Annotated in this window: 11 protein-coding genes; 3 read left to right on the top strand and 8 right to left on the bottom strand. The window is 37.9% G+C overall.

What is annotated here, in order from left to right; all coding sequences use genetic code 11:
- Positions 1-71: 71 nt before the first annotated feature.
- Together CPS_RS05725 and CPS_RS05720 are read right to left on the bottom strand one after the other, a co-directional pair.
- A complete protein-coding gene (locus tag CPS_RS05725) occupies positions 72-1145 on the bottom strand; it encodes a type 1 glutamine amidotransferase domain-containing protein (protein WP_011042122.1) in 1074 nt (357 codons plus the stop codon).
- Positions 1146-1347: 202 nt separating this feature from the next.
- Entirely contained in the window at positions 1348-2325 is a 978-nt protein-coding gene (locus tag CPS_RS05720) for an MBL fold metallo-hydrolase (protein WP_011042121.1), read from the bottom strand.
- 480 nt (positions 2326-2805) lie between these two features.
- Here CPS_RS05720 and CPS_RS05715 point away from each other — a divergent pair, with 480 nt between their 5' ends.
- Positions 2806-4329 (top strand): DUF3360 family protein, encoded by a 1524-nt coding sequence (locus CPS_RS05715; protein ID WP_011042120.1) that lies wholly within the window; start codon positions 2806-2808, stop codon positions 4327-4329.
- Positions 4330-4380: 51 nt separating this feature from the next.
- Here CPS_RS05715 and CPS_RS05710 read toward each other — a convergent pair whose 3' ends face one another.
- Entirely contained in the window at positions 4381-5301 is a 921-nt protein-coding gene (locus CPS_RS05710; RefSeq protein ID WP_011042119.1) for a LysR family transcriptional regulator, read from the bottom strand.
- A 125-nt stretch (positions 5302-5426) separates the two neighbouring features.
- Here CPS_RS05710 and CPS_RS05705 point away from each other — a divergent pair, with 125 nt between their 5' ends.
- Positions 5427-7334 (top strand): alkyl/aryl-sulfatase, encoded by a 1908-nt coding sequence (locus CPS_RS05705; protein ID WP_011042118.1) that lies wholly within the window; start codon positions 5427-5429, stop codon positions 7332-7334.
- 65 nt (positions 7335-7399) lie between these two features.
- Positions 7400-7663, top strand: a complete 264-nt coding sequence (locus CPS_RS05700) for a hypothetical protein (RefSeq protein WP_011042117.1) — start codon at positions 7400-7402, stop codon at positions 7661-7663.
- An 89-nt stretch (positions 7664-7752) separates the two neighbouring features.
- On the opposite strand, the gene CPS_RS05695 is transcribed toward CPS_RS05700, so the two are convergent.
- The 5 genes from CPS_RS05695 to gcvH form a co-directional block, all read right to left on the bottom strand.
- Positions 7753-8094, bottom strand: a complete 342-nt coding sequence (locus tag CPS_RS05695; RefSeq protein ID WP_138140243.1) for a hypothetical protein — start codon at positions 8092-8094, stop codon at positions 7753-7755.
- A 783-nt stretch (positions 8095-8877) separates the two neighbouring features.
- A complete protein-coding gene (locus CPS_RS05690; RefSeq protein WP_011042115.1) occupies positions 8878-10752 on the bottom strand; it encodes an SIR2 family protein in 1875 nt (624 codons plus the stop codon).
- A gap of 163 nt (positions 10753-10915) precedes the next feature.
- Positions 10916-11734 carry a substrate-binding periplasmic protein gene (locus CPS_RS05685; protein WP_011042114.1) on the bottom strand — a complete coding sequence of 273 codons (819 nt, stop codon included), beginning with the start codon at positions 11732-11734 and terminating at the stop codon, positions 10916-10918.
- 235 nt (positions 11735-11969) lie between these two features.
- Entirely contained in the window at positions 11970-14867 is a 2898-nt protein-coding gene (gene gcvP, locus CPS_RS05680) for an aminomethyl-transferring glycine dehydrogenase (protein WP_011042113.1), read from the bottom strand.
- A gap of 287 nt (positions 14868-15154) precedes the next feature.
- Positions 15155-15544, bottom strand: coding sequence for a glycine cleavage system protein GcvH (gcvH, locus tag CPS_RS05675; protein ID WP_011042112.1), 390 nt, complete (start codon positions 15542-15544; stop codon positions 15155-15157).
- Positions 15545-15592 lie beyond the last annotated feature (48 nt).

Below are 15592 nucleotides of genomic sequence, written 5' to 3'. Positions count from 1 at the left end.
TCAGTGATTTACAGCAAGCAGCTTAATAAGCCGAAGATGATTATTAGGCTGCAAGAAAATTTATATAAACATTAACGCAATTGTTTTAGTTGATTTGCCAGACTTAGCAGGTCAATACCTTTACTAATTTCGAACTGCATAAAGGCTAAAATACTGTGCATCACAATAAGAATACGTTGATAAGCGTGTGGCTTTTGTTTTAGTTCATCTTTAGCCGCATCAAAACCGTGTGAATCATATGTCATCAAAAGTTCGATAGCATGTTCTTCAGGAGTACGCTCTCTGGTTTTAGGTTGGTAACCTAGTTCAGCCACTACTTTTTCGGCAAGCGTCCATACAGACCAAGGGTTTTGACCCGTGATTAATTTTCCATCTTGTGTGACTTTCTCTAAATAGGTTGTACCCGATTGAAATTGAGCGCCTTGTTCAATCAATTTATCTTCAAGTAAAAAAGGAAAAATTTGTTTCGCGTCTGGAATTAAAAAAAGTTCTTCATTGTTGGTAAAGCCACTGACTTTCTTATTTGAAAGCAGCATTTCACCATTGTCTAATACAACGTTTACCAGAGCTGAAGGGCCATGACAGACAGCACTGACTACTTTGTTGTTTTGATACAGTGTTTTGGCAATATTTTGCACATAAGGGTTATCAGGAAAATCAAACATAGTGCCTTTTCCGCCAACAAAATATACCGCCTCATAATCGTTCGGGTTTACCTCTGCCAGTGCAATAGAGTTTGCCACTTTCTGTTGAATAGTATCGTCATTTAAAAAAGCATAATCATAAGCGCCCATATCCTCTCCATCAATTACTACCGGCGGTTTACCTCCCTTTGGGCTAGCAATATCAACACTGAAACCATTAGCAGTAAACACCCAGTAAGCACGGGCTAGTTCAGTATGTTCATAGCCGGTGTCTTGATCTTCCCCCATTTTATCAACGCTAGTAACCACGGCTAATATTTTACCTCTGTATGCTGGAATATCGTGGGTAACGTAGGGTAAGTCACTTACTTGTGTTTGTTTTATCGCAACAAAGTGGGCTTTTTCGGGTAATAAACTTTTAACCCAAGCTTTAGCACCAAATAATGAACCTGCTATCAGGACAATTAAGGTTACTGAGGTAATAGCTATTTTCTTAAGCATGTGTTTTGCTCCTTTAATTTCAATAGAGCTAGCTTAACGACAAGTAAGTGAAATAAATGTGAAACGATGTGGTTTACAGAAAAATCCAGCGGTCGACTTAGGACCTCATTACCTGCTAACTCACAATAACATTGAGTGTTTTAGTTATTGTAAGTTAGTAGTAATTTTTTTGCCTAAAAACGCCTTCAGCAAACTAAACCTATTATCCAATAAACCATTTGGCAATACTACTGATCAGCTTTGGCAAAGCGCCCAAGGGTTCAACAATCAGACTATCCATTGCTATTTTTTCTGGCTCATCTACTTGCTGTAGCTTTTCATTCAAAGCAGTTAAATCACTTGGCGTTAACAACAAAGAAGACTCATTGGGTTGGTATATCGTACCAATCTCATAATATTCACCCGCCTTATTAGTCATTTCAATATGCGATCCTAATATTGCGCTTACGCTATGATTATTAGTAAATTCCACTAAACGGGCGATACTATTTTTGTAGTCTTGCCACGTTTTAACATAGATATAACCCGGATAGAATGTATCTCCAGTTAGCAGCCACTTAGTTTGTGGGTCATACACTGAAATAGCTTCTTCTTGGTGACCAGGGGTTGGAATGATAGTTATACTGCGTCCACCAAGCTCAAAGTTAGTTTGCTGCTCAGGCCATTTTTCAAAATCAAAAAACTCGTTTACTCCAGTGTTATTTGCTGCAACTACGGTAACATTGGCTTGACCGACAAATTGAGAATCAGCACTATAATGATCACTGTGACTATGTGAGTGAATAACTACTATCTCACGCTCTTTGGTTTTTCCGTTGTCGGAATGCTTTTGATTCAGAGATTGTACTGTTTGATACAGTGGAAATTCTTCAGCGCTTTCGGTTGCCCCAGTATCAACAACAAGTATCTTCTCCTTTCCAATTAAGACATAAATAAAAGGTGCTTCATAACTCAGACACTTATTTTGACGTAGTACATAACTTGATTCATCGTATTGAAAGACTTCTATTGCGGGGTCTTGGTTGTTTTTACAATCTTGTGAACCATGAATCCATTGCTTTTGCTGAAGTGCGGCAATCATGTTTGTTGTCGATTCATTAATAGAGCGCTTATCTTCTTCAGCTGTTGCCCCATTACTGAACATAATGATGAGTATGGTAATGACTAACGTGTGTTTCATATAAATTCCTTGCATAAAATGGCGAAATTGAACTTATGTTCAATAGAAATAATTTAAGTCGTTACTATTTCATTGGAAGTTCTATGCCAATCATATAAATTTATTTTTATACTTTATTATCAGTACGTTAATTAATTTCACCTTGACTAATAATTATTTTATGTTCGGTTTTATATTAAGAATGTTCGAATCTATTTAGTTCTGATAGATTCTGATTAGAATGACTATTTAGATTTACAAAGCAACATTATCACCGCCCTATTCCCTAATCATTTTCTATTTATCCTTTTCACTATGAAGCAACATCTAATGAAGTAATAGAGTAAAAGCTCACTTTTTGAACATTAATGTGCAATATTCGAGACTAATTGCTTAGTCATACGTGGCCTTTGCTGTTAGCTACGTATGCTGCGTTGAGATAAAATATGGTCAACTTAAATGATATAACGCTTTTTTAGTAAGTGAGCAAAAGGAATGATAATGGGCAATACGTCAAAAGCCTCACATGAGCAAAAAGGTGATTCTCAACAAAATGAGAATGGGCTAAATGGGGATGAATTTAGTTACCAGCAAAAACATAAGCCGACTTCAGAATTTAATAGCCGAGACGAGTATTTAGAACACGAATTGCAAATAATGGCGCCCAAACGCTGGCGACCAAATTTACCTTTTCGAGATTACCGCTTTGAGATAGAAGATACTATCCCAGCCATGGCAGCGACTATTGGTAAAGTGGTTATGGTGGGCGCAATAGCAGCAACCTTTGCCGGCTCCCTAGGGCTTGATCAAGGCTTTATATTAGAAAACGTCCGCTATGAATTACTTATTGTTTCAATCTTTATCATTCTTTTTTCAGGATTTTTATTACCCACAGCTAACCTAGCAGGTACTCATGGCCCGTTAATTCCACTTATTCCTATTGTGGTGGCCGCAGGGGGACATCCTATGGCGCTTGGACTACTCATTGGTGCCTTGGGTTTGATTTTAGCCATTAGTAAAGGCGGAAGCATGCTGGCAAACCTGACCAGCAAAGGCGTTTGCGGCGGCTTATTACTCTACCTTGGCTTTGTCGGTACCATTTCACAAGTGAATAAATTGTTCGCTTGGGCAGATGGAATAGGCATGGCACACATTGCCTTTATCGTTATATTTTGTACGATAATATTGTATGCATTACTTGAACACTGGGGTAAACGTTGGTTAGCCGTCCCTTTGAGTTGCTTGCTAGGCGGAACACTTGCCTTTGCTATGGGCGCGCCGTTTGAATTTCAAACGGGTCCGGGCCTACCTAACATGAATCCAATGTATTGGTGGGGCGAAAATACTGGCTGGATGCTTGGTTTACCAACATTAGAAAGTTTTGTCGTGGTACTGCCTTTTGCTATTTTAGCGGTAGCAATGTGGTCGCCTGATTTCTTAGGTCATCAGGTATTTCAAAAAATCAATTACCCTGAGCGCACTGAAAAAGTACACATGAACATTGACGATACCATGACAAGTGCGTCTATCCGCCAAACCTTTGGTTCTCTGTTAGGTGGGGCAAACTTCACCTCTTCTTGGGGCACTTATATAGTACCAGCAGCTATCGCAAAGCGACCTATTCCTGCAGGCGCGCTACTCACTGCGTTGTTTTGTATCATAGCTGCCTTATGGGGCTATCCTATGGATTTGGCAATATGGCAACCCGTGCTTTGTGTGGCATTAATAGTGGGGGTATTTATCCCGTTGCTTGAAGCCGGAATGGAAATGACCCGTGAGGGTAAAACAACTCAGTCAGCGGCTATTGTGGTATTTTCTTCAGCATTGGTTAACCCAGCGTTTGGTTGGGCGTTAACTATGTTGCTCGACAACCTTGGTTTGGTTGGCTGTAAAGAACGTAGCTCAGGCTTAAGTAAGATGAGCCGATGGGTTATCCCAAGTATTATGTTTGTTGTGTTAACAGCTGTAATGGCATCGGTAGGAATGTTACCTGGTATTCCTGCACTGATCCCAAGTTTGGGATAATAGCGACTAAGATAAAGGGCGCTAGATGCGCCCTAATTAGATTACTGTGTTCTAAAGTTTATTAAACTGTTGGGTTACTTTAACAATTTGTTCTCTTAACCACTTATGACTCGGATCATTTGTTCTTGATGAATGCCAGTACATCGCTACTTTTATAGGGTCGAGTAAAAAGTTACTGTGTAACTGTTTTAGTTGGTAAATATGACGATATTTATCGACTAACCTTTGTGGCAACAAAGCAATATAGTCACAACACTCTATAACAGGCAGCATCTCCATAATACTAGCAGCCTGCCATGCTATCTTGCGCTGATTTAATATCTCATCTTCTTTTAAACCTTTACCACTTAGATAACCGCCCTTTTGATCAAGCTGAGAATGGGTGACATGCTTTTCCGCTAAAAATTCATCAATACTGATTGAATCACCCGATAATCTTGGGTGATCAATACGGCACATTACACATAAAGTATCTTCCATTATCACTTTAGATCGTAACTGTGGATATTGGTTTGAGTGAGCATCAATAACTAAATCAAAGTGCTGTGATCTCAACATGTTGGTAAAGTCGTGATTATTAAGCGGTTCAATTTTAACACTTGCCAAAGGTGCATGCTGGCTCATTAGTGCTGAAAGCGGAGGTAATATAGTAAAGCCAAAGACACTTAACGATGAAATAACGAATTGTTTTTCACATTTCACAGCACTGAACTTTTTGTACTCAGGCATCATAAAGGCAATATTTTCAACTGAACTTGCTAATGTAGGATATATATCAAGAGAAAACTGAGTTGGTTCAACTCCGCGGCTACCACGTATAAATAAAGTATCTTTAAATACAGCCTGTAACCTGGTTACTCCCTGACTTACCGCCGATTGGCTAATGCCTAAACGTTTTGCTGCTTTTGTATAACTTTTCTCTTCAACAATGGCGACGAATGTAGGTATTAAACTGTAATCTGAATGCTTCATTTCTTAACCTTAATCGAATTAACCATAAGTAATATAAGTTAACTTATATCATATATTAGCCATCTTCTTTTAGTATTTCGTAATATAGCTCCATCAAATTTCACTTGCAGACTTTAGAGATTATTATGAAAAAATCCATTATTACTTTATCACTACTACTCGCTTGTTCTCTATTGAACACGAGCAATGCCGTTACTAACCAAAAAGATCGCTTTGAAGATGTTAGTGTAAATATTCCGACACTTTCTCATGATTATTACCTTGGTAAAGGATCTGGTGCAACGCATTTCTGGCATGGTGACAACAAAGACATGTCATTTACACCAACGGGAGGAAATGATGCTTTTGATGGGGTGTCTAATAAAGTACATCCAGAGCTAACGGCTCACTCTAAAAAAATGAAAAAGGGCATCTTTTCCTATAAAGAGAAATTCTATCAAGTCTATGGCTATGGTTTAACTTCACCCATGATTGTTGACGGTGATAATGGTTTGTTGATCTTAGATCCTGTCGAATCAGTAGACAAAATGAAAAATGTTATGGATGATTTTCGTAAAGTTACCGGTAATAAAAAACCAGTAGCGGCGATTATGTATTCGCATTGGCATCCTGATCATTATGCTGGTGTTCGTGGTATTGAAGGTGCTGAAAAAGCGTTGATTATTGCACACGATACTTTTATGACTAATGTGGTAAAAGGCTCTATGGGTGGTACTGGTCCGGCTCTTGGTTTCCGCGTTGATTACTCATTAGGTACATTGCTTTCTGTCAATGAAAACGGACGTATTAACGGTGGTTTAGGTCCTGATTTTGAAATTAATGAGCATAGTTTAATTGCGCCAAATACCTTAGTTAAAGGTAAAAATGGCCAGCTAGCAATGACAATTGCAGGAGTGAAAGTTGAATTTAAACATGTTCCTTCTGAAGCATCCGACGAAATTACTGCGTACTTCCCTGACTTTAACATGCTGTTTGGCTCAGAAGTTATACAAGGCGAAAGCTTTCCTAACTTGCACACTATTCGTGGTACACAGTATCGTGACCCAAGTGTTTGGTTCCCAGGTGTAGATACCTTACTTGAGTACAACGCTCAAGCAATGATGGTTTCTCATGGACGCCCCGTTGTTGGTAGTAAGCATGTAGATAATACCTTAACGTCTTATCGTGATGCTATTCAATACACCTACGATCAGTCTATTAAAGCGATAAATAACGGGGCGACTCAAGAAGATTTGATCCGCGAAATTAAGCTTCCTAAACACTTAGTAAGCCACCCATGGTTAGGTGACTTTTATGGCTCTATTCGTCATGCCGCTAAACAAATCTTTGTCGGTGAAATGGGATGGTTTGATGGTGACCCAACCACATTAAACCCAACCTATTCGGTTACTGCTTCTCAGCGTTATGTATCTATGGTTGGTGGTAAAGATGAAATGATGAACATGGCTACTAAAGCGTGTGATTCAGGTGATTTTCAGTGGTGTGCTGAACTTGCTACTCATGCGGTTCGTGTTGATTTAGAAGATATGGAACCTCGTTTATTAAAGGCAATCGCTTTACGTGAACTTGCTTATCGTGAAACTAATAACAACTGGCGTAACTGGTACTTAACCTCAGCACAAGAGCTTGATGGCACGATTGATTACTCGAAAAAAATTAATCTACAAGCACCTGATTTAATGGCAGAGTTCGAGCCTTCACAACTTGTTGGCGCTATGCGCTTTAGTTTGAACGCACAACGTAGCCAAGATAAACACTTTACCATTGCTTTTGAATTTGGTGATTACCAAGAAACACACGCACTTGAAATTCGTCGTAGTGTTGCTCAGTTCCATAAAGATTACCAAGGTCAACCAAAAGCAACAGTGAAACTAACCAAGCCTGTATTCTTAGGATTGTTAGTGGGTAAGATCGATTTTGTGCAAGCAGTTAAAGACGGTTACATCCAAATAAGTGGTGATGCAAAATCTGTATCTGAATTCTTTGGATTATTCGACAAACCGGCTGAAAATCCTAAAGTAACTTTACGTTAGAAGCGAAAGCTAAAAACTGAACATACCACGGTGGTGGTATGTTCTTTTTATTTAGGAGAGTAAAGATGAATAAATTTGTATTAATGTCCATTTTACCAATAGTTTTTAGCTGTAATGTCATTGCTTGCAGTGGTGGGGTCGATATGACCGTGCCTCATATACATGATGTAGATGATTTTCTTGTTAGTGTAGAAAAGGCGAAAAGCAATAAACTTAAAGAAATTGATATTTACCAAGTTTTTGCAGGAAAACTTGAAAAAGAAATGGATGAAACACACCTTATTGCCAAAGAGGGTAAGTCGAATCATTCACACCAACAAGTGAACTAGTTAGCAAGAATGGAGGCAGACAGCCTCCTTCTTTTTTTGGGTGTCGTCGCTATCGCGACTAAATATTTAAATTGACTCTGCCCCAATTATTAATGAGGGTAAGCGACAATCCAATCAGAGCTCACATCACCTTGTCTATCAAATTTATATTTAACAGAAGTAAAACCACAGCATTTTACCAGGCCATTAAAGTCAAAAGGTTGTTTTACCCCTGCTTTTGATTCCATGAATGCAGCATCGCTTGGTATAGTAATTTTCTCATGTTCGGCTGAGATTACAAAAGCGGCTTCAGCCAATATTAGATCATTATTATGACGTTTGATAACCTCAGCATTGCCTAAACTGTTGCCATCTAAATCTTTAAACTCAAACTCTTGTGGATGATTAATTTCAATAACATCACCGTCATTAAGTTGATATGTAATTAACATGTTTACCATTGTTTATTTCTCCCAGTTTAATTTGTTTTTTGGTGTCTTAGAAAGGGTTAGGGATTTTACCCACCATAATCTAGTAAGCCAATCTGATGAATATATTACGTTAAAATAACAAACTATTATTGATATGAACACACCTAAAGTCAGATACTTATGTTAATAAAGAGTAAGTCATCACCTTGATAGTGGAATAATAATTAACAGTGCGTGTCCTAGTTAATTTTGAATGGAGCTGCTTGGAGTTTCATTCCCTGTCTGGCGTCGCGGTGGCGACTACACCCAAAGGTGCGTTACACGCCAAAAGCCCCTTTGGAATCCCCGTGGCGCCCTACTCAGCTAAAACTGAAAGTTAAATTTTTGCAGTTATCGATACCTGACGAATGCTCGTCCCTGCGCGACGTCAGTTCCAGCCATCCATGGCTGTCATCGATTAACTGCTGATAAAGATTAAACTTTCAACGCTGAGATGGGAATAGGCAATTGTGGCTATGCTCATTTTCAAAAATAACAGTAGAGTTCTTTAATAGTAAAAAAACACACTGCATCAACGAACTCCAAGCCTGCTTCTTCAAACGCCGGAGTGAGGCACAATATTCACGTATTGCCATCATGGATGATGGCAGAAGGAATGTTGCACATGGATGTGCCTTCATTGCTGTTACGTCGAAGTATTGTACTGAATGCAGGATTACGTTTGATGTAGCAGCTCCGAGGGATTCCAAAGGGAGGCCGGAGGCAGCTTCCCTTTGGGTGTCGTCGCCACCGCGACAATTTTTTTTAGTTAGCTTTAGATATCAATTCTTTAAACCACTCTAATTCACAAACAACGTCTAAGTCTTTATCTTTCAACAAATGCATTTTAGAAGGTAATGTATCTGAAGCTAAAGCTCGCTCAAGCATTGCTCTACACTTATCAAGCTGCAGATTTAAAGCATATGCACACGCTAAGTTATACACCTTTTTGGGATTGAGTCTGTCAAGTTCATTTAAATATTCAAAACTTTTATCTAAAAAATATTTTTTAGCTGTTAAGGTATATAATTTTAAGCAAATTAGCCCTGAGGTGTCTAATATAAATTCATTATTAGGCTTTGCCATATTAGATGAATCAAAATAATTCAAAGCTAATTTAAAGTATTTTTCTTTATCATTACTTACTGTTTTGATTTCACCTAATGTAAAATATGCTTGACCAAATAAACAATATGCATTCCATTCTTTATCATCAATTTTTATAGCTTGCTCTGAAGCTCCTAAAGCTTCAAATATTAAAGTTTCTTTAATTTCAAAGTCTTCTGTAAAATCGGATAAAACTAATAATGCAGAGCACAAGTTGTTATAAGTAAAATAATCATTAGCATTAATCAAGATAGACTTTCGATACTGCTCTATTTCCCTTTCAACATATATTTTTTTAACACCTTTCTCAGAAGTAAAACTTGCTAAATCTTTATAAAAAACCCCAAGATTAAATGGTGCTAAATAAAAATCTTTTTTAACTTCAAGCGCTTTTGAATAATTTTCAATGACTGTTGCTTTAATCTCCTCAAGTTCAAAATCATTAGTATTGCGAATTAAATCATTACATTGACGAAGATAAGCTAATGCTATGTTATCTAGGTCAGTTTCTAATAATTTTGAGTTGTTGTCATATAAATCTATCAACTCTTGATATCTTCCTTCTATTAATAATTTATCTGTATCTAAAAGGCTTTCTTTTAAATATTGCTCACTATCATTCTTTAATTGTTTTTTAATTTTCGCAAATAAATCTCGATGTATAGACTCATGTAGTGGAAAGTCTGTTACATGCTTTAGTTCATCTAATAAATGATCATATGGATTTTCAAATATTTTAGGGGGAAAACAGCCGAGTTCTTGAGCTAACTCTATAAAAAATATATCGGAATCTTCGCCCTGAATATAATGGGCAAAACTTCCATAGTTTTTTAATAAGGAAGTACTTAAATGCTCGGGTTCTTTCTTTGAGCGCCCCGACCAGAACAACCTGTGTTGCCCTGTATATTTTTTCTCTAAAATAGGGAAGAATGCATCAGCATAACCGCTATAACCAACAAATAATGTTGGTGACTGATTTAGTGTAGAAGCAATAAAATTTTCCAAGCTCTCCGCATGTTTAGAAGTCTCTTCATCACTATTTAATAAAGTAAAACCATGACTCTGCCCATGAATATGAACTACTGCTGGTTCAACAATTAAGTTATGCAAATCAAGATCCGCGGTCGTTAAATCATAAGTTGCTGGATAAAGGCCTAATAGTCCGCTGCTCCTTGCCAATAAATTATCAAAATTAAAGGTTAAGACTCTTTGAAAATATCCCTTTTCTATAAGTAAAGCTATTGCAATATGAGTCCAATTAATCTTAGCTTTACTAATATAATCGCTAATCAGTTTACGTCGATCCTCTTTAACGAGAACAGACATACATTTACCGTAATTTTGTCTATCGTCTTTAGAAAGTCCCTTAAGTTCAAGTTCAAAATCTTCATTAATTTTTTCTACAAGCTCTCCTGCCAATGGTATACCCGCTGACTTCGAACAACCGGCTCCTGTAAATAAAACAAATGGTGTATCACTTTCCTTTGATTTTTTAATAAATTGAGCGAGATCTTTAACTGAGTATTTAGACATTGATTTCCCTATCTGATCTGATTTCAAGAATTAATGGTGAAAATCATAACACATGTAAAAACAAAAAAAGCGAGCTTAAGCTCGCTTTTTTATATTCTATATCAAGTAGTTAACTAATACACACAAGTTAGCGCTGTAGGACATAAACAAATTAAGTTACTACTTATTCATCAACTGTACGCTTTGTTTGCGTATTCTCAGATGGGGACGTTTTTTCAGTCTTTTTCAACCATAGTGACATAATCTCGTTTACTCTCCCACTTTGTTCTAAATCAGCCAACGCTTTTCTAATTTTGTTAACAAACTTAATATCCGTATGCTTTCCTATCGCTATGTATAAACCTTGACTCGTATTTGGAACCTCTACTACCCGCTCAATCATATCAGGGTCATAGCCCAAACCTTTTACTCTCCATGCGTTATTGAGTTCACCACCAAGTATGTAATCTACGCGCCCTTTAAACAGCATATGAATAACCTGTTCACGGCTTCCTACAGGATAAATATTGGCTTGGTAGCCTAAACCTTCAACGTAACTTTTATAAGATTTACTTTTATGATCACCCTGCATCACTGAGATAAAAGCATTCTTTAAGCCTCTTTTTTTATTCTCTGCAGATTTGCTTTTTAATTGCCATAAAAAATATCGTTGTCTACTGGTATGAACGGGCACTTTATATAACCAATGAAATTTGTCTTCTCGAAAGGCGTTTCTATTAAGTCCTGTTAAGATGATATTTGGTCTACTTTCGCTATCATGTAAAGCTCTAGACCAGTTAATTTCTTGATAATGTATATCAACATCACTTTCTTTTAAGGCTTCATTTAAAATATCTATTGTTGAGCCTGTAATATTATTATTACTAATCAATACATACGGCGGTATTCGCTCAACATAGGCTAATACTCTATCGCTAGCTTTCCCGTACAATGGCATTAACGCTACAGAATAAAATAAAAACAGAAAAAAAATAGACTTCATAGGACCTTTATTTGGCTATCACAACTTAACAACAATTCAATAATATCAAAATAAAAGTGTACTGACTAAAGCATTGATCTTTTTACTAGTGAATCTGCCTTCATCTACATAAATCTAATTACTTTTCTATGATCGAACTAATAACCAAGCTAATAAAACATGTTCAGACTATAAAGTACTGACACAAAAAAGCGAGCCGAAGCTCGCTTTTTATTGTTCTATATCAACTGGTTAACTAGTCAATATAGCTTTCGATTGGAGGACATGAACAAATTAAGTTTCTGTCTCCGAATACATCATCAATACGGTTAACAGTTGGCCAGAATTTGTTAGCCGTTACTGCTACTACCGGGAATACTGCTTCTTGAATCGAGTAAGGACGATCCCATGGTTCAGTAATATCCGCTAATGTATGTGGTGCATTGTGTAGTGGGTTGTTATCTGATGCCCACTCACCTGATTCAACTTTACGTACTTCATCACGAATACAAACCATTGCTTCGATGAAACGGTCAAGCTCAACTTTAGATTCTGATTCCGTTGGCTCAATCATGAACGTGCCCGCTACTGGGAACGACATAGTTGGAGAATGGAAACCGTAATCCATTAAGCGTTTAGCCATATCAACTTCAGTAACACCTGAAGATGCTTTAAGCGGACGTAAATCAACAATACACTCATGAGCAACACGGCCGTTTTTACCTGAATATAAAATTGGGTAATGTTCGCTTAATTTTTTAGATACGTAGTTAGCGTTAGTAATTGCGTATTTAGTCGCGTCAGTAACACCTTTTTTACCTAACAAGGCAATGTAAAGGTAAGTGATAGGTAAAATACTAGCACTACCGAAAGGAGCTGATGAAACCGCGCCATTACCTTTAGTTGCTTCATCTACGTTAATTAACGCATGATCAGGCAAGAATGGTGCTAAGTGAGACTTAACGCCGATAGGTCCCATACCTGGGCCGCCGCCGCCATGTGGAATAGCGAATGTTTTGTGCAAGTTAAGGTGAGAAACATCAGCACCGATGAAACCTGGAGAAGTTAAACCTACTTGTGCGTTCATGTTCGCGCCATCAAGGTAAACTTGACCGCCATTGTCATGAATGATGTTACAGATTTCTGCAATCGTTGTTTCATATACACCGTGAGTAGACGGGTAAGTGATCATGATACATGCAAGGTTGTCTGCTAACTCTTCAGCTTTCGCTTTTAAGTCGGCCATGTCAACGTTACCTTCTTTATCACAAGCAACGATAACAATTTTCATATCAACCATCATGGCTGATGCTGGGTTGGTACCGTGAGCAGATGCTGGAATTAAACAAATGTTACGATGCGAGTCACCACGGCTTTCGTGATACTTGCTGATAGCGATTAAGCCAGCGTATTCACCTTGAGCACCTGAGTTAGGTTGCATTGACATTTTGTCGTAGCCCGTTAACTCTACTAACCATTTGGCTAGCTCATCAATCATTGCTTTGTAACCTTGTGCTTGGTTAACTGGTGCAAATGGATGCATGTTAGCAAATTCAGGCCATGATACTGGGATCATTTGTGCAGTTGCGTTTAACTTCATCGTACAAGAACCTAAAGAAATCATTGAGTGGTTCAATGCTAAATCTTTGTTTTCAAGTCTTTTGATATAACGAAGCATTTCTGTTTCGCTGTGGTACGAGTTAAATACTGGGTGAGTTAAGATTGCTGACTCACGTACTAATGACGCTGGAATTGATGAGTGACCTGAAGCAACGATTTGGTCATCAAGGTCGCTCACGTTTAGACCGTGACCTTCACCTAATAAGATATCAAAAAGTTGTGCAACGTTTTCACGTGTTGTGGTTTCATCTAATGCGATTGAGATTTGACCGTCAACGTCTGTGCGGAAGTTAGCGTTAGCAGCTAATGCACGAGCAACGATTTCGTCTTTGTTATCAACGTTAAACGTTAATGTGTCGAAGTAGTTAGCATGAACAGCTGTTAAGCCTTTAGTTGCTGTACCTAAACATAAAATGTCAGCTAAACGGTGAATACGGTTAGCAATAGTTTTTAAACCTTGAGGACCGTGGTAAACCGCGTAGAACGCTGCCATGTTGGCTAGTAATACTTGCGCTGTACAAACGTTTGAGTTGGCTTTTTCACGACGTATATGTTGCTCACGTGTTTGCATAGCCATACGTAGTGCGTTTTTACCGCGTGTGTCTTTTGAAACACCGATAATACGACCAGGCAATGAACGTTTGTATTTATCTAATGTTGTGAAGAATGCAGCGTGTGGACCACCGTAACCCATTGGAACACCAAAGCGTTGGCTTGAACCAATTACAGCATCTGCGCCTAATTCACCAGGAGACTTCAATAATACTAAGCTCATGATGTCAGCAGCTACTGCAACAATACCTTTATTGTCATGAATTTTAGCAATCAATTCACTTACATCTGTTACTTGACCTGAGGCGCCAGGGTATTGGATAAGTGCGCCGAAAATGTCGTGTTCTGCAGCATCTGCAGCTGGAGCAACAACAATGTCAAAACCAAACATTTCTGCACGTTGCTTAACAACGTCAATCGTTTGTGGGTAAACATCATCTGAGATAAAGAATAAGTTTGATTTTTTGTTTTTAGAAACACGTTTGGCTAATGCCATTGCTTCTGCTGCTGCTGTACCTTCATCTAATAATGAAGCTGAAGCTAGCTCTAGACCAGTAAGGTCTATACACATTTGTTGGTAGTTTAATAATGACTCTAAACGACCTTGAGCAATTTCTGGCTGGTACGGCGTATACGCTGTATACCAACCTGGATTTTCTAGTACGTTACGTAAAATAACGTTCGGTGTTAAGGTACCGAAGTAACCTAAACCGATATAAGTGTCATTCACTTTATTTAAGCTAGCTACGGCTTTTAAATCTGCCAATGCTTGTACTTCAGTTTTACTTTCTTCAACATTTGGAAGATCGGCAAGACGAATATCGCTTGGTACGATTTCATCAATTAACGCATCAACAGATTCTACACCAAGGTCATTTAACATGGCTTGAGTTTCTGATTCACTAGGGCCAATGTGGCGACGGATAAAATCTTGAGTTTGCTCTAACTCAGCTAATGAGTTAACAATTGTTTTTGAAGTCATAAAAGTTTCACTTAAATAAATTGTACTAATCTAGAATAAAAGAAAGCCTCAAACCTAATGAGTAAGAGGCTTAATATTAAGAACTAATTTTTTTAGCTTAGCTAATCAATGTTTCGGCTGTGTCGCCTAAACTTGATAAGGGAAGCTAAAATTTTTCGTAAACAGTCGGCTTTTAGGCAAGGCGCTAAAATTATGAGTCTATTGAGCTTAGTACACTCTCCCCTAATAAAAGGGATTTAGACGATTAATAAAAGCAACGCAGCATAAACGCTGAATGTGACCGAAAATTAATCTTCGTCGATAGAGTTCTTATAACCTTCTGCATCAAGTAAGTTTTCTAACTCACTTACATCGTCAAGTTTAACTTGAAATAACCAACCTTCACCAAAAGCGTCAGAGTTAAGTAACTCAGGAGCGTCTTCAAGTGCTTCGTTGATTGCAACAACAGTACCTGAAACTGGTGCGTAAATGTCTGAAGCTGCTTTTACTGATTCTGCAACAGCAACATCATCACCAGCGCTGATTGAATCATCAACGTCAGGTAATTCAACAAATACCATATCACCTAAAAGGCCTTGGGCATGTTCACTGATACCAACTGTAGCGATACCGTCGCTGTCAACGCGAACCCATTCGTGTGAAGTTGCATATTTTAATTCTGAAGGAATGTTGCTCATTTTTATTTTTCCTGTTTAAAATTTTAATTTTTTTTGAAATAAAGTAAC

This window comes from Colwellia psychrerythraea 34H, assembly GCF_000012325.1.
GTDB classification, from domain to species: Bacteria; Pseudomonadota; Gammaproteobacteria; order Enterobacterales; family Alteromonadaceae; genus Colwellia; species Colwellia psychrerythraea_A.
This window is presented reverse-complemented; position numbering and strand designations above follow the sequence as displayed.